18 protein-coding genes are annotated in these 24,172 nt (G+C 72.2%); 6 read left to right on the top strand and 12 right to left on the bottom strand.

Annotation, left to right across the window (positions count from 1 at the left end; translation table 11 throughout):
* Positions 1-50 precede the first annotated feature (50 nt).
* A complete protein-coding gene (gene ppc / locus AC07AW_RS32505) occupies positions 51-2,780 on the bottom strand; it encodes a phosphoenolpyruvate carboxylase (protein WP_478819052.1) in 2,730 nt (909 codons plus the stop codon).
* 272 nt (positions 2,781-3,052) lie between these two features.
* Between ppc and AC07AW_RS32500 the strand changes: the two genes are divergently transcribed.
* From AC07AW_RS32500 to AC07AW_RS32485, 4 genes are all read left to right on the top strand, one after another.
* A complete protein-coding gene (locus AC07AW_RS32500) occupies positions 3,053-4,036 on the top strand; it encodes an acyl-CoA desaturase (protein WP_478819051.1) in 984 nt (327 codons plus the stop codon).
* On the top strand, positions 4,036-4,725 hold the full coding sequence (locus AC07AW_RS32495) for a TetR family transcriptional regulator (protein ID WP_478819167.1): 690 nt from the start codon (positions 4,036-4,038) through the stop codon (positions 4,723-4,725). The genes AC07AW_RS32500 and AC07AW_RS32495 overlap by 1 nt, the downstream gene beginning before the upstream one ends.
* A 211-nt stretch (positions 4,726-4,936) precedes the next feature.
* Positions 4,937-6,661 carry an FG-GAP repeat domain-containing protein gene (locus AC07AW_RS32490; protein ID WP_478819050.1) on the top strand — a complete coding sequence of 575 codons (1,725 nt, stop codon included), beginning with the start codon at positions 4,937-4,939 and terminating at the stop codon, positions 6,659-6,661.
* A gap of 205 nt (positions 6,662-6,866) precedes the next feature.
* Positions 6,867-8,579, top strand: coding sequence for an FG-GAP repeat domain-containing protein (locus tag AC07AW_RS32485; protein ID WP_478819049.1), 1,713 nt, complete (start codon positions 6,867-6,869; stop codon positions 8,577-8,579).
* A 236-nt stretch (positions 8,580-8,815) separates the two neighbouring features.
* Here AC07AW_RS32485 and AC07AW_RS32480 read toward each other — a convergent pair whose 3' ends face one another.
* Positions 8,816-9,649 (bottom strand): trans-aconitate 2-methyltransferase, encoded by an 834-nt coding sequence (locus AC07AW_RS32480; RefSeq protein WP_478819048.1) that lies wholly within the window; start codon positions 9,647-9,649, stop codon positions 8,816-8,818.
* Positions 9,650-9,811: 162 nt separating this feature from the next.
* On the opposite strand from AC07AW_RS32480, the gene AC07AW_RS32475 reads away from it, so the two are divergent.
* A complete protein-coding gene (locus tag AC07AW_RS32475; protein WP_392157975.1) occupies positions 9,812-10,309 on the top strand; it encodes a MarR family winged helix-turn-helix transcriptional regulator in 498 nt (165 codons plus the stop codon).
* Here the strand turns inward: AC07AW_RS32475 and AC07AW_RS32470 are convergent.
* From AC07AW_RS32470 to AC07AW_RS32435, 8 genes are all read right to left on the bottom strand, one after another.
* A complete protein-coding gene (locus AC07AW_RS32470; protein ID WP_478819047.1) occupies positions 10,268-11,038 on the bottom strand; it encodes a LuxR C-terminal-related transcriptional regulator in 771 nt (256 codons plus the stop codon). The genes AC07AW_RS32475 and AC07AW_RS32470 overlap by 42 nt on opposite strands.
* Positions 11,039-11,278: 240 nt before the next feature.
* Positions 11,279-12,418, bottom strand: coding sequence for a galactokinase (gene galK / locus AC07AW_RS32465; protein WP_478819046.1), 1,140 nt, complete (start codon positions 12,416-12,418; stop codon positions 11,279-11,281).
* Positions 12,415-13,386 (bottom strand): UDP-glucose 4-epimerase GalE, encoded by a 972-nt coding sequence (galE, locus tag AC07AW_RS32460; RefSeq protein WP_478819045.1) that lies wholly within the window; start codon positions 13,384-13,386, stop codon positions 12,415-12,417. Before galE ends, galK begins: the two co-directional genes overlap by 4 nt.
* A complete protein-coding gene (galT, locus tag AC07AW_RS32455) occupies positions 13,383-14,426 on the bottom strand; it encodes a galactose-1-phosphate uridylyltransferase (RefSeq protein WP_478819044.1) in 1,044 nt (347 codons plus the stop codon). The genes galE and galT overlap by 4 nt, the downstream gene beginning before the upstream one ends.
* A 113-nt stretch (positions 14,427-14,539) precedes the next feature.
* Complete coding sequence (locus AC07AW_RS32450) at positions 14,540-15,223, bottom strand: helix-turn-helix transcriptional regulator (protein WP_478819166.1); 684 nt, start codon at positions 15,221-15,223, stop codon at positions 14,540-14,542.
* A 142-nt stretch (positions 15,224-15,365) separates the two neighbouring features.
* Positions 15,366-17,252, bottom strand: a complete 1,887-nt coding sequence (locus AC07AW_RS32445; RefSeq protein ID WP_478819043.1) for an outer membrane protein assembly factor BamB family protein — start codon at positions 17,250-17,252, stop codon at positions 15,366-15,368.
* A gap of 13 nt (positions 17,253-17,265) precedes the next feature.
* Positions 17,266-19,119: an outer membrane protein assembly factor BamB family protein gene (locus AC07AW_RS32440; RefSeq protein WP_478819042.1), complete on the bottom strand. Its 1,854-nt coding sequence runs from the start codon at positions 19,117-19,119 to the stop codon at positions 17,266-17,268.
* A gap of 138 nt (positions 19,120-19,257) precedes the next feature.
* Positions 19,258-21,063: an ABC-F family ATP-binding cassette domain-containing protein gene (locus tag AC07AW_RS32435; protein WP_478819041.1), complete on the bottom strand. Its 1,806-nt coding sequence runs from the start codon at positions 21,061-21,063 to the stop codon at positions 19,258-19,260.
* A 233-nt stretch (positions 21,064-21,296) separates the two neighbouring features.
* Here AC07AW_RS32435 and AC07AW_RS32430 point away from each other — a divergent pair, with 233 nt between their 5' ends.
* Entirely contained in the window at positions 21,297-22,274 is a 978-nt protein-coding gene (locus AC07AW_RS32430) for an SMP-30/gluconolactonase/LRE family protein (protein ID WP_478819040.1), read from the top strand.
* Positions 22,275-22,287: 13 nt separating this feature from the next.
* Here the strand turns inward: AC07AW_RS32430 and AC07AW_RS32425 are convergent, their stop codons facing one another.
* Complete coding sequence (locus AC07AW_RS32425; RefSeq protein WP_478819039.1) at positions 22,288-23,184, bottom strand: 4-(cytidine 5'-diphospho)-2-C-methyl-D-erythritol kinase; 897 nt, start codon at positions 23,182-23,184, stop codon at positions 22,288-22,290.
* Positions 23,181-24,056 (bottom strand): 16S rRNA (adenine(1518)-N(6)/adenine(1519)-N(6))-dimethyltransferase RsmA, encoded by an 876-nt coding sequence (gene rsmA / locus AC07AW_RS32420; RefSeq protein WP_478819038.1) that lies wholly within the window; start codon positions 24,054-24,056, stop codon positions 23,181-23,183. The genes AC07AW_RS32425 and rsmA overlap by 4 nt, the downstream gene beginning before the upstream one ends.
* Between the last annotated feature and the right edge of the window lie 116 nt (positions 24,057-24,172).

Genomic DNA, 24,172 nt, shown 5'->3' with positions numbered 1-24,172 from the left:
CCCCCGCCGGTTTCCCCGGCGGGGGCTCTGTCGTACGCGGTGAAGGACCGTCAGCCGGTGTTGCGGAGACCGGCCGCCACGCCGTTCACCGTGAGGAGCAGGGCCCGTGCGAGCAGCGGGTCCGGGTCCTCGCCGCGCTCGGCGTCCGCGCGCTGGCGGGCGAGGAGGGCGACCTGGAGGTAGGAGATCGGGTCCAGGTAGGCGTCGCGGATGGCGAAGGTCTGCTGGAGGACCGGGTTGGAGTCGAGGAGCTTCTCGCCGCCGGTGACCTTGAGGACCTCGGCGACGGTCAGCGCGTGCTCGGCCTCGATGGTGTCGAAGATGTGCTTGAGGTCGTCGGGGACGAGGGTGTCGACGTAGTGGCGGGCGATCCGCAGGTCCGTCTTGGCCAGCGTCATCTCGACGTTGGAGAGGAAGTTGCGGAAGAAGCCCCAGCGTTCGTACATCTCGCCGAGGACGGCGTCGAGGCCGGCCTCGCGCAGGGCCTTGAGGCCGGAGCCGACGCCGTACCAGCCGGGGACGATCTGGCGGGACTGGGTCCAGCCGAACACCCAGGGGATGGCGCGGAGTCCGTCGAGGGAGACGCCGGAGCCGGGGCGGCGAGCGGGCCGTGAGCCCAGGTGCAGGTCGGCGAGCTGGTCGACGGGGGTGGAGGCGAGGAAGTACGTCGGCAGGCCGGGGTCCTCGACGAGCTTGCGGTACGCGGTGTGGGCGGCTTCCGAGACGGTGTCCATGGCCGCGTCCCAGCGGGCGAGGGCGTCGTCGGACTGGCGCGGCGCGGTGTGCAGGGCGGAGGCCTGCAGGGTGGCGGCGACGGTCAGTTCGAGGTTCTCGCGGGCGAGGGAGGGGATCAGGTACTTGTCGGAGATGACCTCGCCCTGCTCGGTCACCTTGATCTCGCCCTCCAGGGTGCCCCAGGGCTGGGCGAGGATCGCGTCGTGCGAGGGGCCGCCGCCGCGGCCGACGGTGCCGCCGCGGCCGTGGAAGAGCCGCAGCCGGACGCCGTAGCGGTGGGCGACGTCGCGGAGCCTCCGCTGGGCGCGGTGGATCTCCCACTGGGAGGTGGTGATGCCGCCGAACTTGGAGGAGTCGGAGTAGCCGAGCATGACCTCCTGGACGTCGCCGCGGAGCGAGACGAGGCGCCGGTAGGAGGGGTCGGCGAGCATGTCGTCGAGGATGACGTCGGCGGCCTTGAGCTCGTCGGTGGTCTCCAGGAGCGGCACGATGCCGATCTTGGCCCAGCCGGCGTGGAGGTCGATCAGGCCGGCCTCGCGGGCGAGGACGGCGGCGGCGAAGACGTCGTCGGCGCCCTGGCACATCGAGATGATGTACGACTCGATGACCTCCGGGCCGAAGCGCTCGAAGGACTCCTTGATGGTGTGGAAGACGCCGAGGGTCTTCTCGCCGGCGGCGTCCAGCGGGGCCGGGGTCGGGGCGAGCGGGCGGCGCGAGCGCAGCTCCTTGGCGAGCAGCTTCTGCCGGTAGTCGCGGGGCATGTCCGCGTACCGCCAGGACTCCTCGCCGAGGCGGTCGAAGAGCTGGCCGAGGGCGTGGTGGTGGGCCTCGGCGTGCTCGCGGACGTCCATGGTGGCGAGCTGGAGGCCGAAGGCGGAGAGGGTGCGGATGACCCGGTCCATGCGGCCGTCGGCGAAGAGCGCGCCGCGGTGCTCGCGCAGCGAGGTCTGGATGAGGGTGAGGTCGCGGATGAGTTCGGCGGTGCCGAGGTAGTCGCGGCCGTCCTGGTGCGGGGTGCCGTGGGCGAGGCGCTCGCGGGTGTTGACGAGCTTCTGCCGGATACAGGTGGCCTTGAGGCGGTACGGCTCCTCGGCGTTGAGGCGCTTGTAGCGGGGGCTGATCTCCGGGAGGAGTTCCAGGTCGCGCTGGAGGGAGTCCAGGAGTTCCTGGGTGGCTCCGGTGTAGCGGATGGAGTTGGAGAGCAGTCCGCGGAGGAAGTCGACGAGTTCGAGGGCGTCGGTGATGCCGTGCTCGTGCTGGAGGATCAGGACGTCCCAGGTCACCTGCGGGGTGACGTTGGGGTTGCCGTCGCGGTCGCCGCCGATCCAGGTGCCGAAGGTGAGGGGGCGGGTGCCGGCCGGCAGTTCGACGCCGACGCGCTCCAGTTCGGCGGCGAGGTCCTCCAGGACGTCGCCGACGGCGTTGGCGTGCAGCTCGTCGAGGTAGTAGATGGCGTTGCGGGCCTCGTCGGCGGGCTCGGGGCGGACCACCCGGAGCTCGTCGGTCTGCCAGATGAGGTCGATGTTCTCGGCGAGCCGCAGGTCGGTGCGGCGCCGCTCGGACTGGCTGACCGGGGTCTCCAGGAGGGCGGCGATGCGGCGCAGCTTGTTGAGGACGGAGCGGCGGGCGGCTTCGGTGGGGTGCGCGGTGAAGACGGGCCGTACGTTGAGGTTCTTGACGGTCTCGCGGACGTGCTCGGGGTCGCCGTCCTTGAGCATGTCGGCGGTGCGGGCGAGGAGGCCGCCCTCGGCGGCGCGCTTCTCGCGCATCTCGCGGCCGCGGTGGACCTGCTCGGTGACGTTCGCGAGGTGGAAGTAGGTGGAGAAGGCGCGCACGAGCTTGGCGGCCGTCTCGAGTTCGACGCCGCGGAGCAGCTCGGCGGCGGCCTCGCCGTCCTCGCGGGTGAGGCGGCGGACCTTCTCGACGAGGTCGAGGAGCTCGTGGCCTTCCTGGCGCACGAGGGTCTCGCCGAGGAGGTCGCCCAGTCGGCGGATGTCGGCGCGCAGCTCGGTGCTGGCGGTGGAGGTCTGGTCGGCACTGCTCACAGGTGCGGCTCCTTGCAGTGTTTGAGCACGTCTGGAGGGGTTCTGGAGGCTTGCGGACCGCGCTGTCCGACGCCCCCAGGATAGGTGTCCACATGGTGGGCGGCAGGCAGGGCCCGCCTTTCGGACGCGAAGGGCGGGCCCTGCCCCTCTTGTGCCCTCTTGCCGCGCGCCACGGCGCTGCCATACTTACGACGCCGTAGGTTACGGAGGCGTAGCCACGGCTTCGTGCTTCGACGCGTTTCCCCTTTTTTCACTCACCCCCAGGGACACCCATGACCATGAGCCCCGAGATGACGTCGGCGACCGAGGCGCCGGACGACACCGCGGCCCTGCCCTCCGCCACGCTGGGCGGGGACAGCAAGCGTTCGGTCGAACAGATCACCCTGATGCTGTTCATCACGGTGCCGTTCCTGGCGCTGCTGGCGGCGGTGCCGCTGGCCTGGGGCTGGGGGGTGAGCTGGCTGGATCTGGGGCTGATGGTGGCGATGTACTACATCGGCTGTCACGGGATCACGATCGGTTTCCACCGGTACTTCACGCACGGTTCCTTCAAGGCGAAGCGGCCGCTGCGGATCGCGCTCGCGATCATGGGTTCGCTCGCCGTGGAGGGCCCGCTGGTCCGCTGGGTGGCGGACCACCGCAAGCACCACAAGTTCTCGGACGCGGAGGGCGACCCGCACTCGCCGTGGCGGTTCGGCGAGACGGTGCCGGCGCTGATGAAGGGCCTGTGGTGGGCGCACATCGGCTGGATGTTCGACGAGGAGCAGACGCCGCAGCACAAGTACGCCCCCGATCTGATCAAGGACCCGGCGATCCGGGCGATCTCGCGCCAGTTCGTGCTGTGGACGATCGTGTCGCTGGCGATCCCGCCGCTGGTGGGCGGTCTGGTGACGATGTCGTGGTGGGGCGCGTTCACGGCGTTCTTCTGGGGCTCGCTGGTGCGGGTGGCGCTGCTGCACCACGTGACCTGGTCGATCAACTCGATCTGTCACGCGGTCGGCAAGCGTCCGTTCAAGTCGCGTGACCGCTCGGGCAACGTGTGGTGGCTGGCGGTGCTGTCCTGCGGCGAGTCCTGGCACAACCTGCACCACGCGGACCCGACCTCGGCCCGGCACGGGGTGCTGCGCGGCCAGCTCGACTCCAGCGCCCGCCTGATCCGCTGGTTCGAGCAGCTGGGCTGGGCGAGCGATGTCCGCTGGCCGGCGAAGTCCCGCATCGAAGCCCGCCGCCAGAGCGCGTCCGCAGACGCGGCATGATGGAAGACGTGGCGATCGAGGGCAGGACCGGCGGTACCGGCAGCAGCGGCGGAGAGACGAAGCCCCGGCGGGGGCGCCGGGTGCGGATGACGGGCGCGGAGCGCCGGGAGCAGCTGCTCGACATCGGTCGCGCCCTCTTCGCGGAGAAGGGCTTCGAGGGCACGTCCGTGGAGGAGATCGCGGCGAAGGCCGGGGTCTCCAAGCCGGTGGTGTACGAGCACTTCGGCGGCAAGGAGGGGCTGTACGCGGTCGTCGTCGACCGGGAGATGCGGCAGCTCCTGGACGGGGTGACGGGGGCGCTGACGGCGGGGCATCCGCGGGAGCTCCTGGAGCAGGCGGCGTTCGCGCTGCTCGACTACATCGAGAAGTACACGGACGGGTTCCGGATCCTCGTGCGGGATTCGCCGGTGGCGCAGTCGACCGGCACGTTCGCGTCGCTGATCAGTGACATCGCCACGCAGGTGGAGGACATCCTGGGTCTGGAGTTCAAGGCCCGGGGCTTCGACCCGAAGCTGGCGCCGCTGTACGCGCAGGCGCTGGTGGGCATGGTGGCGCTGACGGGCCAGTGGTGGCTGGACGTCCGCAAGCCGGGGAAGGCCGAGGTCGCGGCGCATCTGGTGAACCTGGCGTGGCACGGTCTGGACGGCATGGAGCAGAAGCCGCGGCTGATAGGGCACCGCAAGAACTGAGGCCGGTGGCCGGGTGTCGCAAGGGCGGGGTCCGGCAATCAGGCGGGGCGCCGGCTGCCGGGGATATTCGTTGATCGGCTGTCGTACCGGGGCGGTACGCTCCTCTCACCTCCGGGAGGGTGTCCGCCCTTCGTGCGCGTCTGCCGCCTGCGACGGCGTCGCGGACCCCTGGACCCGGCCGTTGTCTCTGCGATCCCTGGGGGGGATCTCTTTGCGTTCCGCATTCTCCGGGCGTGCTCGTCGTGTCACCACCTGCACCGCGCTCGCCCTCTCCGCCGGCATGCTGCTGGCGTCTCCCGCCGTGGCCGACACCGCGTCCCGGCCGCCGCGTCCCGTCGTGGAGCAGCCGCAGCGCGCCGACACGACGACGCCGAAGCTGGACATGTCGCAGCCGGCCGTCGGGACGGGCACCGCCCGTGCCGCCGAGGCGACGGCCGTCGTGCCGGCCCGTTTCGACGTGGACGGTGACGGCAGGACCGATCTGATCCACCGCAAGCAGGACGGCCGGACGTACATCGCGCCGACCGGCGCGGGTGCGGCCACCCAGTTCGAGGCCGCCGACTCGCTCCTCAACCAGAACCTCGACCTCGTTCCGCTCGGGGACCAGGACGGCACGGGCAAGCCCGAGGTGCTCGCCCTCTCCCGTTACGGCGTGCTCCGGCTGTACGCGGAGGCCACCACGACCTCCGGCTCGCTCACCTGGTCGGGCAACGGCTGGAACATCTACAACAAGGTGTTCTCGCCCGGTGACGTCGACGGTGACGGCAGGGCCGACGTGCTGGCCCGCCAGTACAACGGCGATCTGTACTACTACCGGGCGACCGGCGTGCCGACGGCGCCCTTCGCCGCCCGTGCGAAGGTCGGCTACGGCTGGGGCGGCTACGACCAGCTCGTGGGCATCGGCGACAACGACGGCGACGGCCGCGGTGATGTCGTGGCCCGCGCCACGGACGGCCGGCTCTACTTCTACGGCAGCACCGGCGACCCGGCGGCGCCGTTCAAGCCGCGCCAGGACATCGGCAGGGGCTGGAACGCGTACAACCAGATCGTCGCCCCCGACGACCGCGACGGTGACGGCAGGGCCGATCTGCTCGCCCGGGACCAGAGCGGTGCGCTCTGGGCCTACAGCGGTCTCGGCAACGGCGCGTACTCGACGCCGGTGAAGCTCTCCGGCAGCTGGCTCAGCGTGGACCAGTTCGCCGGGGCGGGCAACATCCCCAGCGCCGGCAGGAGCGGGCTCCTCGGCCGCGACAAGGCAGGGACGCTCTTCTGGTACGGCGACCAGAACAACGGCACGCTCACCGCACGCGCGCAGTGGGGATCCAGCGGCGGCTGGGCCGGCGCGAACCTCTCCTACGTCTCCGCCCTGGACGAGGGCGCGTTCGCCGACCTCCTGGAGATCTACCAGGGCCACCTCTACAACGCCGACCGTGACCTCGGCGGCGGCTGGCAGATCTACAACCTGCTCGTCGGCCCGGGCGACCTGAGCGGCGACGGCAAGGGCGACCTGCTGGCGCGTGACGCCTCCGGTGTCATGTGGCTGTACCCGGGCAACGGCCAGGGCACGGGTGTCGCCCCGCGGATCCGGATCGGTTCCGGCTGGGGGGCGTACAACCGGACCTTCGGCGCGGGTGACTTCTCCGGCGACGGGCGCGCGGACCTCGTGGTCCGCGACGGCTCCGGCAACCTCTGGCTGTACAAGGGCACCGGCTCGGCGACCGCTCCGTTCGCCGCGCGCGTGAAGATCGGCACGGGCTGGGGCATCTACACCAAGCTGGTGGCGCCGGGCGACGTGAGCGGCGACGGCAAGGCCGACCTGCTCGCGGTGGACGCGGCGGGAGACCTGTACCGGTACCTCGGTACGGGCACCGGCGCCGCCCTCACGCCCCGGGTCAAGATCGGCTACGGCTACCAGACCTACTCCATCATGTACTGACGGCGCCTCGGGCGCCCCGCACCGGACTCCGGTGCGGGGTCGCCCCGGCTCCGTGAGTAGACTCCCGTTCGACCCTCCGAGGGGCGCTCCGGCCCGCGAACGAGGTCGTCTCCGTGTGGCCCCACCGGCCCGCGCCGACGCCGTTCCGCGCTGTGCCAGCCCCCTCTCCGGTTCTCTCACACCTCTGATCCCTGGGGGGGATCCCATGTCCTTCCGTTCCTCCACGCGCGCGCGTCGGCTCGCCGCCTGCACCGCGCTCGTCCTCTCCGCCGGCATGCTCCTCGCGGGCCCGGCGTCCGCCGGCACCCCGTCGCCGGTCCCGGTCGCCGAGAAGCCGGCGGCCGACTTCACCCCGCCGTCGCTGACGCGCCCGGCGAGCGGCGCGGTCCGTGCCGGTACCGCGGAGGCCTCCGCGGTCGGCGCCTCTCCGCTGCTGTCGGACTTCGACGGTGACGGCGGCGGCGACCTGATCTACCGCACCTGGGGCGGCGACCTCTACACGGCCACGACCTCCGGCGAGGGCGGCCTGTTCAACGGGGAAACGTCGGAGCCCGTGAAGGACGTCATCCCGATCGGCAACCAGGACGCGGACCCGAGCGGCCCGGAGGTCCTGACGCTCTCGCAGCAGGGCCAGCTCCGCCTCTACACGGACGCCACCCCGTACAACGCGTCGTACGCCTGGACGGGCAACGGCTGGGGCATCTACAACAAGGTCGTCGCGCCCGGCGACGTGAACGACGACGGCCGCGCGGACCTGGTGGCCCGCGACAAGGACGGCGTCCTGTGGCTGTACTACGCCACCGGGAACCGCACCGCGCCGTTCTCGGCGCGGGTGAAGATCGGCGCCGGCTGGAACATCTACGACCAGCTCTTCGGCATCGGCGACAACAACGGCGACGGCTGGGCGGACCTCCTCGGCCGTGACACGGCCGGCAACCTGTGGCTGTACGCCGGTACGGGCGACAAGGCCAACCCGTTCGCCGCCCGGAAGCAGATCGGCGTCGGCTGGGGCATCTACAACGCGATCTTCCCCGTCGGCGACGACAACGGCGACGGCAACGGCGAGCTGCTCGCCCGCGACATGAACGGCACGTTCTGGTACTACACCGGCAAGGGCGACGGCACCCTCGCCCCGCGCGAGCAGTCCAGCGACGTGGGCGGCTGGGCCGGGATCCCGCAGTTCGGCGGGTCGGGCGGCCAGTCGGTCCTGGGCAAGGAAGGCGTCCTGGCCCGGGACAACTCCGGCACGATGTGGTGGTACGGCGCCCGGACCACCGGCCTGCTCGCCTCCCGTTCCCAGTTCGGCGACCCGGGCGACTGGGCGGGTCTGAACTTCACGCACCTGTCCTCGATGAACGCGGACGGTTCCTCCGACATCGCGGTCGTCTACCAGGGCCACCTCTGGATCGAGGCCTCGGACCTCGGCAGCGGCTGGGGCGTCTTCAACGCGCTCGTCGGCCCCGGTGACCTGACCGGCGACGGCAAGGGCGACCTGCTTGCCCGCGACGGCTCCGGCTACCTGTACCTCTACCAGGGCAACGGCCAGGGCACGGCCGTCGGCTCCCGGGTGAAGATCGGGGCCGGCTGGGGCGGGTACAACAAGCTCGTCGGCGCCGGCGACTACACCGGCGACGGCCGCGCCGACCTCATCGCCCGCACCTCCGGCGGCGACCTGTACCTGTACGCCGGCACCGGCGTCGCCGCGACGCCGTTCAAGGCGCGGGTGAAGATCGGCTACGGCTGGAACACGTACTCCAAGGTGGTCGCCCCCGGCGACCTCAACGCCGACGGGAAGGCCGACCTGATCGGCATCACCTCCGGCGGCGACGTGTACCGCTACCTGAACACCACCCCGGGCAAGTTCGCCCCGCGGGCCAAGATCGGCTACGGCTACGGGATCTACAACAGCATGTCCTGACACCACGGGATCCCACGGACGCCCCGCACCGGCCTTCCGGTGCGGGGCGTCCGCGCGTAGGGCCTGTCTGACGATTCGCGTCGGATCAGGCCGGGTCGTTCGGTGCGTGCGATCGGCGTGCGGCCGGGACGCCCTCGTAGCGGAGCTACTTGGGCGTTTCGGCCGTGCGGCGAGCGTGCGTGCCGGGCGGGCCGGACCCGACGGGAATCGTCAGACAGGCCCTGGCACGATGGCGTTCACGACTTCTTGCGGGCGACGGCGAAGATGCGGCGGAACGGGAAGACCGTGCCGTGCGGGCCGGGCGGGTAGGCCTCGCGGAGCAGCGCGCGGTACTGGGCGAGGAAGGCGTCGACGGCCTCCTGGTCGTCGCCCAGGGTGGTGAGGACGGGCCGCAGCGCGGTGCCCTTGACCCAGTCGAGGACGGGGTCCTCGCCCTGGAGCAGCTGGCAGTACGTGGTCTCCCAGACGTCCGTCTCGCAGCCGAGGTCGGTGAGGCGGGCGAGGTAGTCGGCGGTGTCGAGGATGTGGACGTAGCGGCGGCCCTGGTCGCTCAGGCGGGACCGCCACTCGGGGGTCTCGCAGAGCCGGCCGAGCAGGGCGTGGCTGGGCGAGGTGAAGTTGCCGGGGACCTGGAAGGCCAGGGTGCCGCCGGGATGGAGTCCGTCGATCCAGGCGGCGAAGGACTCGGGATGGTTGGGCACCCATTGGAGGGCGGCGTTGGAGACGATCAGGTCGTAGGGCTCGCCGGGGGTCCAGTGGGCGGCGTCGGCGGGCCGGAAGTCGAGCCAGCCGCCGCCCCGGGTGGTGCCGGACCAGTCCTTCTCGGCGCGCTCCAGCATCTCGGGGGAGAGGTCGAAGCCGGTGATGTGCGCGTCGGTCCACCGGTCGGCGAGGAGGACCGTCACGTTGCCGGGTCCGCAGCCGAGGTCGGCGATGCGGGCGGGCCGGTCCTGGGCCGGCAACTGCGGTATTCGGGCGAGCAGATCGAGGAACGGTCGGGTGCGGTGGCCGGAGTGACGGAGGTACTGCTGCGGATCCCAGGTCGGTGCGGCAGAGTCGACGGAATGCATGTTCGAAGCCCCCTTGCTGGCACGAGTTGCCGAAGCGGAACGAGTTCCGGCGGGGTCCCTTCCCCATAGTCCAGGGAAATATATCTTGATCTCAAGATACTCGATGTCGAGAAACTCGAATACAAGAGACTTTATGTCAACAGACCCTCTACACTGATCGTCATGGAGGACGAGGTCGACCGACTGGTCGCAGCATGGCGCCGTGAGCGCCCCGACCTCGACGTGGAACCGCTCGAGGTGCTCAGCCGTGTCTCGCGGCTCGCCCGCCACCTCGACCGCGCCCGTCGGCTCGCCTTCTCCGAGCACCAGCTGGAGCCCTGGGAGTTCGACGTCCTCACCTCGCTGCGCCGCGCCGGAGCTCCGTACCAGCTCTCCCCCGGCCAGCTCCTCACCCAGACCCTGGTCACCTCGGGCACCATGACCAACCGCATCGACCGGCTCACCAAGAAGGGCCTCGTCGAGCGGCTCCCCGACCCCAGCGACCGGCGCGGAGTCCTGGTCCGGCTCACCCCCGAGGGCCGCGACCGCGCCGACGAGGCGCTCGCCGGACTCCTCGCGCAGGAGCGCGCCATCCTGGCCCAGCTCTCCGGCGCCCAGCGCGGCGAACTGGCCGGACTGCTACGCCGGCTGACCGCCCCGTTCGACAACATCCCCGGGTAGCACCGGCTCCGCGGGGCCCACGCCCGCCCGGCGGGCCAGCGCCACCGCCGCGAGCGTCGAGTGCACACCCAGCTTCCCCAGCACGTTCTGCATGTGCGTACGGACGGTGTGCGGGGAGAGGAAGAGCCGCTCGGCGACCGCCTTGCGGCCCAGGCCCGCGACCATGCAGCGCAGCACCTCCCGCTCGCGCGGGGTCAGCGACTCCACGAGCCGCTCGCTGTCCGTCCGGTGCCTGCGGGCCTCCGTCAGCTCCCGCAGCACCCCGGTGAGCAGCGCCGGCGGCAGATGCGTCTCGTCCCGCAGCACACCCCGTACGACCGCGAGGAGCCGCTGCAGCGAGCAGTCCTTCGCGACCCAGCCGGAGGCCCCGGCCTGGAGCGCGAGCGCGGCCCGGCGCGGGTCGTCCTTCTCCGCGAGGACGACCGTACGGAGCGCGGGCTGCAGCCGTCGTACGCCCGTGACCAGCGAGATCCCGTCCACGGCGCCCTCCGCGTCCGCGGGCACCACGCGCGCCACCGCCGCCCCGGCGGGCCCCGCGCCCAGCTCGGCGTCCACGAGCAGCACGTCGAACCTGCGGCCCTCCGCCGCGCCGCGCTCCAGACAGCGCAGGGCCGCCGGGCCGCTGCCTGCGGCGGCGACGTCGACATCGGGCTCCGCCGCCAGGGCGGCGGCCAGCGATTCGGCGAAGATGCGGTGGTCGTCCACCACCAGGACGCGGATGCGTGCCACGGACACTCCCAAGTGTCGAGGAACGGACCGACGCGGGTACGGCGCCGGAGGCGGGTCCGCCGAAGGCACGGCCGCCGCCGTGCGTTGACTGTTACCCCGCTTCTGGCGCCGTACCCGACGGGTCTCGCCCCCTGAACAGCACCGGCCCCCACCGGCGCTGCCCCTCAGAGTAGGGGCGGGGCGCCGCGGTGGGGGCCGATTCGCGGAACTGTCCGAAGCCGTCCGGGTGTGTGCGGTGATTCAGAGGCGGCGCGCGCCCGCCGACGGGACGGCGGGGAAGATCCCCGGGGCCGCGTACCCGGCCTCGGCGAAGGCCTTCCCGACGGCGGCGGACACCGCCTCCGCCCGCTCGGTCTCCACGAGGACGACGGCGGAGCCGCCGAAGCCGCCGCCGGTCATCCGGGCGCCGAGCGCCCCGGCGGCGTTCGCCGCCTCGACGACGAGGTCCAGCTCGGGGCAGGAGACCCGCAGATCGTCCCGGAGGGAGGCATGGCCCTCGGTGAGCACCGGGCCGACGGCACGGGTGGCGCCGGCGTCGAGCAGCGCGATGGTCCGCTCCACCCGGGCGTTGTCGGAGACGACGTGCCGCACGTACCGCAGAATCGTCTCGTCGCTCAAACGCCCGAGCGCTTCGGGTAGATGCGCGGCGCTCACTTCGCGCAGGGTGCGCACGCCGAGCGCCCGCGCACCCGCTTCACACCCGGCGCGCCGCTCGGCGTACGCGCCGTCTCCGAGCGCGTGCTTCACGCGGGTGTCGACGACGAGCAGCCGGAGCCCCTCGTGCGCCAGGTCGAAGGGGACCTGACGGTACGAGAGGTCCCGGGTGTCCAGATGGAGCGCGTGGCCCTCCTCGGCGCAGGCGGAGGCCATCTGGTCCATGACGCCGCAGGGCACGCCGACGAAGGCGTTCTCGGCGCGCTGGGCGAGCCGGGCGAGCTCGGGTCGGGAGAGCCCCAGCTCGAACAGGTCGTTCAGGGCGAGCGCGGTGACGACCTCCAGGGCCGCCGAGGAGGAGAGACCGGCGCCGGTCGGCACGGTCGAGGTGAGGTGGACGTCGGCCCCGGCGACCGGGTGCCCGGCCTCCCGCAGCGCCCAGACGACCCCGGCGGGGTAGGCCGCCCAGCCGCCGCCGGAGAGCGGCTCCAGGGCGTCGACGTCCAGTTGGACGATCCCGCCGTCGATGTCGGCGGAGTGCAGGCGCAGGACGCCGTCGTCGCGGCGGGAGACGGCGGCGACGGTGGTGTGCGGCAGCGCGAGCGGCAGCACGAAGCCGTCGTTGAAGTCGGTGTACTCCCCGATGAGGTTGACCCGGCCGGGGGCGGCCCAGACACCGTCGGGCGCGGCGCCGTACAGCGCCTCGAAGTCGGCGGCGACGCTCACGGACGGACTCCTGCCTGCTGTCGGGCGAACGCCCAGGCGTCGGCGACGACATCGGCCAGGTCCGGGCGGGACGGCGTCCAGCCGAGCCGCTCGCGGGCGGCCTCGGCGGAGGCGACCAGGACGGCGGGGTCGCCGGGGCGGCGCGGGGCGGTGATCTCGGGGATCGGGTGGCCGGTGACCTTGCGTACGGTCTCGACGACCTCGCGGACGGAGAAGCCGTTGCCGTTGCCGAGGTTGCAGATCAGGTGCTCGCCGGCCGTCATCGCGTCGAGGGCCAGGAGGTGGGCCTCGGCGAGGTCGGCGACGTGGATGTAGTCGCGGACGCAGGTGCCGTCCGGGGTCGGGTAGTCCTCGCCGTACACGGAGATCGCCTCGCGCCGGCCCAGGGCGACCTGGAGGACGAGCGGGATCAGATGGGACTCGGGCTCGTGGCGCTCGCCGAGCGCTCCGTACGCCCCGGCGACGTTGAAGTAGCGCAGCGAGACGGCGGCCAGGCCGTGGGCGGCGCACTCCCCGCCGATCATGTGGTCGACGGCCAGCTTGCTCGCCCCGTACGGGCTGGTGGGGGCGGTCTGCGCGGTCTCGGTGATCGGCACGGTCTCCGGCTCGCCGTAGGTGGCGGCGGTGGAGGAGAAGACCAGCCTGCGGACGCCGGCGGCGCGCATCGCGGCGAGCAGGGCCATGGTGCCGCCGACGTTGTTCTCCCAGTACTTCTCGGGCCTGGCGACGGACTCGCCGACCTGGGAGAAGGCGGCGAAGTGCAGCACGCCGTCGTAGGAGCCGTCGAGCCACTCCGCGGCGTCCTGGATGCGGCCCTCGATGAACTCGGCGCCCTCGGGGACGGCTTCGGCGAAGCCGGTGGAGAGGTCGTCGAGGACGGTGACCCGGTGGCCCCGCTCCAGGAGGTGGGCGGCGACCACGCTGCCCACGTAGCCCGCCCCGCCCGTCACCAGATACTTCAGCGTCATGCGCCTGCCACCTCTCGGATGCGCCGGGCCGCGTCCTCCGGCCGTACGTCGTTCATGAACGCGCCCATGCCGGACTCGGTGCCCGCGAGGAACTTCAGCTTGCCAGAGGCCCGTCGGACGGTGAAAAGCTCCAGGTGCAGTCCGAGGTCCTCACGCCGCTCGTCCGTGAACGGCGCCTGGTGCCAGGCGGCGATGTAGGGCGTCGGCGGCTCGTCCGGGCCGAAGATCCGGTCGAAGCGCCTCAAGAGTTCCAGGTAGACCTGTGCGCACTCTGTGCGCTCCGCCGTGTCCAGGGCAAGCAGGTCGGGCACCCGGCGCTTGGGGTGGAGGTGGACCTCGTACGGCCAGTGGGCGGCGTACGGCACGAAGGCGATCCAGTGCTCGGTCTCCAGGACCACCCGCTCGCCGTCGGCCCGCTCGCGGGCGACGAGGTCGTCGAAGAGGTTCCGTCCGGTCGCCGCGCGGTGCTCGTCGGCGCGGCGGCGCATGGCGGCCGTGCGGGGCGTGACGTACGGGAAGGCGTAGATCTGGCCGTGCGCGTGGGGCAGGGTGACGCCGATCTCCGCGCCGCGGTTCTCGAAGCAGTAGACCTGCTCGACGCCGGGCAGGGCGGAGAGTTCGGCGGTCCGGTCGGTCCAGGCGTCGAGGACGAGTGCGGCGCGCTCCTCGGTGAGGTCGGCGAAGGAGTCGGTGTGGTCGTCGGTGAAGCAGACGACCTCGCAGCGGCCGACGCCGCCGGAGAGGGAGGGGAAGCGGTTCTCGAAGACCGCCACCTCGTAGCTCTCCTCGGGGATCTCGCTCTCCCGGCCGTCCTTGGCGGGGCAGAGCGGGCAGGCGTCGGCCGGCGGGAGGTAGGTGCGGGACTGCCGGTGCGAGGCGATGGCGACGGGGTCGCCGGTGAGCTCGTCGTACCGGATCTCGGAGCGGGAGACGACGGGGGTGAGCGGGCGGGGGTCGACCGCGGTGCGGACGGTGTCGTCGCGCGTGTCGTAGTAGATCAGCTCGCGCCCGTCGGCGAGCGTGGTGACGGTCTTCTTCACGGGGTGCCTCCGGCGGACCAAACAGAACCACGCACAAACAATCACATTCCAACATCGCCGTCAATGCCGAAGCCCGGCCCCTCACACGGAAGGGGCCGGGCGGACAAGCAACCTCAGTGCGGGCCGCGCTGCCCCGGCACCGCCCGGTCCAGCAGCCCCGTACGCGCAGCCAGCGCCGCCGCCTCCAGGCGCGAACCGACCCCCAGCTTCATCAGCACCCGCTGCACATGCGTCCGCGCCGTGCTCGGCGCGATCCCCATGCCCGCCGCGATCAGCCGGGTGTCCTCGCCCTCCGCGACCCGGACCAGCACCTCCACCTCCCGGTGGGTGAGCAGCCGCAGCAGCCGCTGCGCCTCGTCGTCCGGCTGCGCCGAAGGGTGCAGCAGCTCCGCGAACGCCCCCTGGAGCAGCTGCGGCGCCACCGCCGACTCCCCCGCCCGCGCCTTCATCAGGGCGCGCTCCACGCCCTCGATGCGCTCGTCGTGGCGCACGTACCCCGAGGCCCCGGCCGCGAACGCCGCCGCGATCCCGCGCGGCGACGGCACCGGGCCGAGCACCACCACGGCGATCTGCGGCCGCTCCTTCTTGATCCGTACGACCGGGTCGAAGGCCCCGGGCGCGTCCGGCGCCGCCGTGCCCAGGAGGCAGACCTCCGGCGCCCGGCTCACCACCAGCTCCGCGGCCCCCGCCACCGGCGCCGCCGCCGCGAGCACCCGGTGCCCGCGCAGCTTCAGCGCCGAGGCGAGCGCCTCCGCGAGCAGGCGGTGGTCGTCCACCACCACGAGGCGTACGCCCATCCCGGTCATCCCCCCTCCTCCTGGCCGGCCGGATGCCCCGGCGGCCTGACCCGGAAAGCTACACGCTCCCCCGCTCCGCGCGCCGACATGCGCGTGGGCCCCTCCGGATCACCGGAAGGGCCCACGGGCGGACGGCGGGTGGTCAGTGCCCGACGGAGAAGGAGACGATCAGGTACTCCTTGATGTCGTTGGCCGAGGAGTTCTCCCGCGGCTTGCTGACCAGGGTCTCCGAGATGAAGAACCGGCCGTTCCCGTAGACGAGTTCGGCACCGTTCAGGCTGAAGCTGCTCTCGGCGTTGTGGATCGACTTGTCCGCCGGGTTCTCCAGGAGCAGCGTCTCCTTCATCGTGCCGCCGTCGACGGAGACGATCCGGCCGCCCTGGTCGTAGGGCGGGGCCTTGTAGACGATGAGGTTGCCGCCGTCCATCCGCAGCGGGACGAAGGTGAACTTGTCGCCGGCGTCGGCCTTCTCGGGCACGGTGCGCCCGGTGGCCAGGTCGAAGGCGATGATCTCGTTGGTCTCGCTGCCGTACTCGCCGGTGCTGCCCTCGTGCTCCTCGGTCGGCACGTACAGCCGGCCGTTGCCGACGAGCGCCTGGGTGCAGGACTCGACCTCGGTGGCGCGGCAGCGGGCCGCGTACTGGTCCGCGTCCGCCGTGATCTTCGCCTTCAGCTTCCCGGTCTTCTCGTCGATGGAGAAGAAGTCCGAGATGCCGCTGCCGTCACCGGCGGTCTCGCCGACGTCGGCCGCGACGACCAGCGGCTTGGTGGAGACGACCGAGGCGTACTTCACGCCGGGCGGCATCTTGTACTGCGAGAGCGGGGCGCCCGTGGTCGGGTTGAGGTTCTGGATCAGCACGTTCGGGTTGTCGTACTGCCCGCACTTGCGGACCGCGACGAGGCCCTCGCCGCCGCCGTAGCCCATGTCGTAGCAGTTCTGGTCGTTGGCCTGCGGCTTCCAGCGCGGGTTGCCGTTGGCGAGGTCGAAGGCGGCGCCGCCGTCGGTGCCGCCGGCCGCGACGGTCGCCCCGCTGAGCGTGACCTCGGTGAACCGGGCCTTCTGGTCGCCGGCGGAGCCGCCGGTGACCGAGGTGGACCAGAGGAGCTTGCCGGTGTTCAGGTCGACCACGCCGACCTCGGTGCACGGCTGGTAGTAGCGCGGCCCCACCCGCTTGGTGGCCTCGAAGAGGATCGGCGCCTTGTTGTCGGCGGTGATGTGCCGCGAGGCGCCGCAGACCTGGCCGGTCAGCGGCAGCGTCCACAGGACGCTGCCCTTGTCCAGGTCGTAGCCCACGAGCGAGTTCACGCCGGGCTTCACGAACGCCTTGTCCGTGATCCAGGAGCCGGAGACGTCGGTGATGTCCGCGACCTTCGGCTGCGCGATCTGGAAGGACATCTTCGACTTGGTGTCGGCCGGCGGCTTCTCCTTGCCACCGCCGCCGAGGCCCTTGCCGCCGGTGTCGCCGCCGCCCGTGGCGGAGCCCTGCGAGGTGCCGCCCGAGCCCTTGGCCTCGTTGCCGCCGTCACCGCCGCCGGAGTTGGCGTACCAGATGCCGACGCCGATGATCAGGACGACGGCGACGGCCGCCGCGATGACGATCTGCAGCTGCGCCGACAGCTTCTTGCCGCCGGGTGCCGGCGGCGGGGTGGGCTGGGCGTAGCCGCCGTACTGCGGCTGCTGCGGCTGCGTCGGGTAGCCGTACGGGGGCTGGACCGGCTGCTGGCCCGGCTGCTGGTAACCGCCGTACTGCGGGGCCTGCTGGGGCTGCTGGGGCGCGGTGGGGTACCCGTACGGCTGCTGCGGGTAGCCGTAGCCGGGCTCCGGCTGCGGCGCCGGCTGCTGCGGGTAGCCGTAGCCGGGCTCCGGCTGCGGCGCCGGCTGCTGCGGGTAGCCGTAACCGGGCTCCGGCTGCGGCGCCGGCTGCTGCGGGTAGCCGTAACCGGGCTCCGGCTGCTGCGGCGTCGGGGCGCCGAAGCCGCCCTGCGGGTCCGGGGGTTGGTTCGGCGGCGGCGGGGGTGGCTGCGTCATCGGTCCGTGTACCTCACTTGCTGAAGGCCATCATCGTCTTGACCTGCATCTCGTCCTTGTCGTTGGACGCCGACACACGTCCGCTCGCCACCACGAAGGTGCCGCTGCCGTAGGCGAAGCTCGCGTCGTAGAAGTTGCTCTCGATCTCGGCGGTCGAGGCCGGGTGCTGGAGCAGGATCTTCGGCTCGCCGCCGGTCGGGGCGAGGGTGGCGACGGCGCCGCCCTTGTCGTACGACGGGTCCACGTACAGCAGGAGCTGGCCGCCGTCCATGCGCAGCGGCGTCATCGGCTGGTCGCCGGGGGCCTTGGAGCGCCACTTGGCCTTGCCGGTGTTCAGGTCGAAGGCGACGACCTCGTTGCCCTTGCCGTAGCCGGTCTCCGTGGCCATGTAGAAGGTGTTCGCGTCGGCGGCGACACCGGTGCAGCCCTGGAGGTTCTTGCCGAAGATGACGAAGCTGCCGCCGCACGAGGGCGCGAACTTGTCGTTGCCGCCCTGGATCTGCGAGCGCAGCTTGCCGTTGGCGTTCAGCGCGAAGATGGACCACTTCTTCTGGTCGCGCTGGGTGGCCGAGACGACCAGCGGGTCGACCGAGTAGACCTTGTCGACCTCCCAGTTCGCCTCCAGCTGGAAGGTGAACTTCGGCTTGCCGGTGTTGGGGTCGACCTCGCCGATCGCCTGGAGCTTCTTGGTGGTGCTGCCCGAGGGGCAGTCCATGGCGGCGATCAGCTTGCTGCCGCCCGCGTAGGCGAAGGGCTTGCAGCCGGTGTCGGCGCCCTTGAAGAGCTGGTGCCCGTCGGCCATCGAGAAGCCGTACGCGCTGCTGGAGCCGGCCGCGGTGACCGTGTTGCCGCTGATGGAAAGGGTGTTGTCGGAGAAGGCGAAGAGGCCGGTGGCCTTCGGGACGGCCTTCTTCCAGCCCGCCTTGCCGGTCTTGAGGTCGACCTTCTGGAGCTGGGTGCACTTGGCGCCGTCCTTGGCGCTCTCGGCGTAGCCGAAGACCATGGAGCCGTCGGCGGCGGGCTCCGGCGGGACCGCGCACAGCTCGAACGGCAGGTCGACGTGCCACTTGGGCTTGCCGTCGGTCAGGCCGTAGCCGTCGACGCCCTTGTACATCGCCTTGACGACGGTGTCGCCGACGATCCACGGGCCGAAGACGTCGGAGCCGTTGCGGGGCAGGTCGACGGTGTTCTTCAGCAGCCAGTTGACCTTCGCCTCGCCGGCCTGGCGGCCCGCGTTGAGGTCCTCCTCGCCGTTGCTGCCGTCGCCCGTGCCGTCGCCCTGGTCCACGGACTCGGTGGGCTTCGGGGCGCCGGAGGAGGTGGCCGTGGCGGTGGGCTGGGCGACCGGGTCCTTGTCGTCGTCCCCGCCGACGACGGCCCAGGTCGTGACCGCGGCGACCAGGACGGCCGCGGCGGCGATGCCGGCGACGACACCGGTCCTGCCCTTGAACGGGCCGCCGCCACCGGGGGCCTGGGGCGGGGTGGGGGCGCCCGGGTACATGGGCTGGTTGGGGTAGCCGCCGTAGGGGTTCGGCTGCTGACCGTACGGGCCGGGCTGGCCGGGCTGGCCGGGCTGGCCGGGCTGCGGGTATCCGTAGGGCTGCTGCGCGGGCTGCCCGTACGGACCGGGCTGGCCGTACGGACCGGCCTGCGGGGCCTGACCCGGCTGGCCGTACGGACCCGGCTGCGGCGCCTGGCCCGGCTGCTGCGGGTATCCGTAACCGGGCTGCGTCGCCGGCGGGGTCGGCGGTGCCTGCGGCGGGACCGGCGGAGCCTGCGGAGGCACGGGCGGCACGGCCGGGCCCTGGTTCGGGTCCTGGGGGGCTCCGAAGCCCCCCGGCGGCTGGTTGCTGGGCGGCTGGGTCATCAGCGGTTCCCCCTTGACGTGAACGGGTTTTCTTTCTACCACTCACGCGCTGACGCAAAAGCGACCGGTCCGCCCCTTGTACCCAAGGGAGGACCGGCCTGTAATGCCCTCGTTATGCGTCGCGGACGCGAACGACGCCTACGCGTCCTCGGCCAGCTCCAGCCAGCGCATCTCCAATTCCTCGCGCTCCCCCGCGAGTTCCCGGAGCTCCGCGTCGAGCTTCGCCACCTTCTCGAAATCGGTGGCGTTGTCGGCGATCTGCGTGTGCAGCTTCGCCTCCTTGTCGGAGAGCTTGTCGAGCTGACGCTCGACCTTCTGCAGCTCCTTCTTCGCGGCGCGGGCGTCCGCGGCGGAGACGCCGGGCTTCTGCTGCGCGGGCGCGGCTGCGGGCGCCGGGACCGACGCCTCGATCATCTTCTGACGCCGCTCCAGGTACTCGTCGATGCCGCGCGGCAGCATCCGCAGGGTCCTGTCGCCGAGCAGCGCGAACGTCCGGTCCGTGGTGCGCTCGATGAAGAACCGGTCGTGGGAGATGACGACCATGGAGCCCGGCCAGCCGTCGAGGAGGTCCTCCAGCTGGGTCAGGGTCTCGATGTCGAGGTCGTTGGTGGGCTCGTCGAGGAAGAGGACGTTCGGCTCGTCCATCAGGAGACGGAGCAGCTGGAGGCGGCGGCGCTCACCACCGGAGAGGTCGCCGACGGGCGTCCACTGCTTCTCCTTGGAGAAGCCGAACTGCTCGCACAGCTGACCGGCGGTCATCTCGCGGCCCTTGCCGAGGTCGACGCGGTCGCGGATCTGCTGCACGGCCTCCAGGACGCGCAGCGTGGCGGGGAGTTCGGTGACGTCCTGCGAGAGGTAGGCGAGCCGGACGGTCTTGCCGACGACGATCTTCCCGGCGGCGGGCTGCTGCTCGCCCTGGCTGACGGCCGCCTCCGCGAGCGCCCGCAGGAGTGAGGTCTTGCCCGCGCCGTTGACGCCGACGAGGCCGATGCGGTCGCCGGGGCCGAGCTGCCAGGTGAGGTGCTTGAGCAGCTCCTTGGGGCCGGCGGTGATGCTCACGTCCTCCAGGTCGAAGACCGTCTTGCCGAGGCGGGCGTTGGCGAACTTCATCAGCTCGGACGTGTCGCGCGGCGGCGGCACATCGGCGATCAGCTCGTTCGCGGCCTCGATGCGGTAGCGCGGCTTGGAGGTACGGGCGGGGGCGCCGCGCCGCAGCCAGGCCAGCTCCTTGCGCATCAGGTTCTGCCGCTTGACCTCCTCCGTGGCGGCGATCCGCTCCCGCTCGGCCCGGGCGAAGACGTAGTCGGAGTAGCCGCCCTCGTACTCGTGGACGTCACCGCGCTGCACGTCCCACATGCGGGTGCAGACCTGGTCGAGGAACCAGCGGTCGTGGGTGACGCAGACGAGCGCCGAGCGGCGCTCCTGGAGGTGCTTGGCGAGCCAGGCGATGCCCTCGACGTCGAGGTGGTTGGTGGGCTCGTCGAGGACGATCAGGTCCTGGTCCTCGATGAGCAGCTTGGCGAGCGCGATGCGCCGCCGCTCGCCGCCGGAGAGCGGGCCGATGATCGTGTCGAGGCCCTGCTCGAAGCCGGGCAGGTCGAGCCCGCCGAAGAGGCCGGTGAGCACGTCGCGGATCTTGGCGCTGCCCGCCCACTCGTGGTCGGCCATGACGCCGATGACCTCGTGCCGGATGGTGGCCTTCGGGTCGAGGGAGTCGTGCTGGGTGAGCACCCCGAGGCGGAGCCCGCCGCTGTGGGTGACGCGGCCGGTGTCGGCCTCCTCCAGCTTGGCGAGCATCCGGATGAGGGTGGTCTTGCCGTCGCCGTTGCGTCCGACGACCCCGATCCGGTCCCCTTCGGAGACGCCGAGCGAGACCCCGTCGAGCAGGGCACGGGTGCCGTACACCTTGCTGACGGCCTCGACATTGACCAGGTTGACGGCCACGTTCACTCCTGTACGGGGGATCGATCGACGTTCAAGGGTACGTCGCCGCACGGACCGCCCCGGGCGCCCGCCGCCACCCGGTGCGGGCGCCGCTCCCCCGCCGCGCCGCGCGCTGCCAACCGGCCCCATGGCGTCGGCCACGTGGGCGACCTCCCGGCCACGGCTGCCGTGCTCCCCGGCCGGCGAACCGCGAGCCTCTCCTCAGGTCACCCGCACCCCCACAGGAGAAGCCCATGTCGAGACGCCCGCGTCTGGCCGCCGTCGCCGTCGCCACCGCCGCCCTCACCGTGCTCGCCACAGGCCCCGCGTCGGCCGCCGATCCGACCGTGTCCGATCCCCGGATCGTCGCCCACTTCGACTTCGACGCCGGGGAGACCCCGGAGAACATCGCCCTCGAACCCGACGGCTCGGCGGTCATGACCTTCGCCTTCGCCCACAAGGTGGTGCGGGTCGGCAGGGACGGGTCCGGGCCGACGGACCTCGCGGTCCTCCCCACGGTGACCGACCCGCCGGGGGCCCTGGTCACGGGCCTCGCCCGCGCCCACGACGGCACCCTGTACGTCAACTACGTCACCGGCACCGACGAGGAGAACGGCATCTGGCGCATCCGCCCCGACGGCAGCGCGCCCCAGCGGGTCGTGAAGGTGCCCGTCGACGGCTTCCCGAACGGCCTCGCCCTCGACGAGAAGTGCGGCACCCTGTACACCGCCGACTCGGCACGCGGCGTCGTGTGGAGCGCGCCGGTGCCGAACGGGGACACGGAGGTGGAGGCGACGCTCTGGGCCACCGGAGCCAAGCTCCAGCCGTCCGAGGAGATCCCCTACGGCGCCAACGGCCTGAAGGTCCACGACGGTGCCGTCTGGGTGTCCAACTCCGCGCAGAGCACCCTGCTCCGCATCCCGTTCAAGAAGGACCGGACCGCGGGCCCGATCCAGACCAGGGCGACCGGAATCGGCGGGATCGACGACTTCGCCTTCACCGGGCACGGCGACACGGTCCTGGCCGCGCGGGTCACGGAGAACAAGCTCGAACTCGTCCGCCCCGACGGCACCCACAAGACCGTCCTCACCGGCACGGACGGCCTCGACAGCCCGACCTCGGTGGCGGTCCGCGCCAAGACCGTCTACGTCCCCAGCGCGGCCTACTTCGACACCACCGAGACCCCGGACCCGAACCTCCTCCTGGCCCGTATCTCCAGGAACAAGCTCTAGGTCCCGTCCGCCCCTAGCCCAGGACGACCGCGCCCGGCGCCGGTGACGTCGCCACGCGGGCCGTGCGGCAGGTGCCGGATGCGGTGAGGGCGGCGGCGACCGCGGCCGCCGTCTCCGCGTCCTTCACCAGGAACGCCGTCGTCGGGCCCGAGCCGGAGACCAGGGCCGCGAGCGCACCCGCCTCGGTGCCGGCCGTCAGGGTCGCGGCGAGCGAGGGGCGCAGGGAGAGCGCCGGTGCCTGGAGGTCGTTGGCGAGGGTGGTGGCGAGGGCGGTGGTGTCGCCGGTCGCCAGGGCCTCCAGGAGCGCCGCTGAGGCGGCGGGCTCGGGGACCTCGACGCCCTCGGCGAGACGGTCGAACTCGCCGTACACCGCCGGGGTGGAAAGCCCGCCGTCGGCGACGGCGAACACCCAGTGGAAGGTGCCCCCGACCGGCAGCTCCGTCAGCTTCTCGCCCCGCCCGGTGCCGAGCGCCGCCCCGCCGACCAGGCTGAACGGCACGTCCGAGCCGAGCTCGGCGCAGATCTCCAGGAGTACCTCGCGGGGCGTGTCAAGGCCCCAGAGCGCATCACAGGCGAGCAGCGCGCCCGCGCCGTCCGCGCTGCCGCCCGCCATGCCGCCGGCGACCGGGATGTCCTTCTTGATGTGCAGGTGCACGTCCGGGGAGACGCCGTGCCGGGCGGCGAGCAGCTCGGCGGCGCGCGCGGCGAGGTTGCTGCGGTCCAGCGGCACCTTGTCGGCGTCCGGGCCCTCGCAGGTGATCGTCAGCGCCTCGGCGGGGGTGGCGGTCACCTCGTCGTACAGGGAGACGGCGAGGAAGACGTTCGCCAGGTCGTGGAAGCCGTCGGGGCGGGCCGCGCCGACCGCGAGCTGCACATTGACCTTGGCGGGGACACGTACGGTCACGCTCACTGCTGCTTCGCCTCCGCGATCCGCGCGAACTCCTCCACCGTCAGCGACTCGCCCCGCGCCTGCGGCGAGATCCCGGCCTTCACCAGGGCCTCCTCGGCGGCGGCCGGCGAGCCCGCCCAGTTCGCGAGGGCCGCGCGCAGGGTCTTGCGGCGCTGTGCGAAGGCCGCGTCGACGACCGCGAAGACCTCCTGCCGGGTGGCGGTGGTCGCGAGCGGTTCGGTGCGGCGGACGAGGGAGACCAGGCCGGAGTCGACGTTCGGCGCGGGCCAGAAGACGTTGCGGCCGATGGCGCCGGCGCGCTTGACCTCGGCGTACCAGTTGGCCTTGACGGAGGGGACTCCGTACACCTTGTTCCCGGGCTTCGCGGCGAGCCGGTCGGCGACCTCGGCCTGGACCATGACGAGGGTCCGCTCGATGGTCGGGAACCGCTCCAGCATGTGGAGCAGGACGGGCACGGCCACGTTGTACGGCAGGTTCGCGACGAGCGCGGTCGGCGGCGGGCCCGGGAGCTCCTCGACGTGCATCGCGTCGGAGTGGACGAGCGCGAAGCGGTCCTTCTTCTGCGGCATGCGGGCGGCGATGGTGGCCGGGAGGGCGGCGGCGAGGATGTCGTCGATCTCGACGGCCGTCACGCGGTCCGCAGCCTCCAGGAGGGCCAGGGTGAGGGAGCCGAGTCCGGGCCCCACCTCCACGACCACGTCCTCGGGCCGCACCTCGGCCGTGCGGACGATCCGCCGGACGGTGTTGGCGTCGATGACGAAGTTCTGGCCCTTCTGCTTCGTGGGGCGCACGCCGAGGGCGGCGGCCAGCTCACGGATGTCGGCGGGGCCGAGGAGGGCGTCGGGGCTTTCGGGGCCGGTGGTGGTGCTCACCGGTACAGCGTACGGGGCCCGGGTGGGGCCGACCTACGGCTCACCGGTCCGGCCCCGCCCCGCCGGCCCGTGTGCTCACCGCTCCCGCCCCGCCGCAGCCAGCCCCGCGTCCTCAC

It is taken from the genome of Streptomyces sp. NPDC044003 (assembly GCF_056435185.1).
This window is presented reverse-complemented; position numbering and strand designations above follow the sequence as displayed.

Bases quoted from the DNA above. Each gene is read 5' to 3' on its own strand.
- AC07AW_RS32450 (WP_478819166.1), bottom strand. From the start codon at position 15,223: ATGGGCGTACGCCTCGTGGTGGTGGACGACCACCGCCTGCTCGCGGAG.
- AC07AW_RS32500 (WP_478819051.1), top strand. From the start codon at position 3,053: ATGACCATGAGCCCCGAGATGACGTCGGCGACCGAGGCGCCGGACGAC.
- AC07AW_RS32430 (WP_478819040.1), top strand. From the start codon at position 21,297: ATGTCGAGACGCCCGCGTCTGGCCGCCGTCGCCGTCGCCACCGCCGCC.
- galE (WP_478819045.1), bottom strand. From the start codon at position 13,386: ATGACGCTGAAGTATCTGGTGACGGGCGGGGCGGGCTACGTGGGCAGC.
- AC07AW_RS32485 (WP_478819049.1), top strand. From the start codon at position 6,867: ATGTCCTTCCGTTCCTCCACGCGCGCGCGTCGGCTCGCCGCCTGCACC.
- AC07AW_RS32440 (WP_478819042.1), bottom strand. From the start codon at position 19,119: ATGACCCAGCCGCCCAGCAACCAGCCGCCGGGGGGCTTCGGAGCCCCC.
- AC07AW_RS32475 (WP_392157975.1), top strand. From the start codon at position 9,812: ATGGAGGACGAGGTCGACCGACTGGTCGCAGCATGGCGCCGTGAGCGC.
- AC07AW_RS32445 (WP_478819043.1), bottom strand. From the start codon at position 17,252: ATGACGCAGCCACCCCCGCCGCCGCCGAACCAACCCCCGGACCCGCAG.
- AC07AW_RS32480 (WP_478819048.1), bottom strand. From the start codon at position 9,649: ATGCATTCCGTCGACTCTGCCGCACCGACCTGGGATCCGCAGCAGTAC.
- AC07AW_RS32495 (WP_478819167.1), top strand. From the start codon at position 4,036: ATGGAAGACGTGGCGATCGAGGGCAGGACCGGCGGTACCGGCAGCAGC.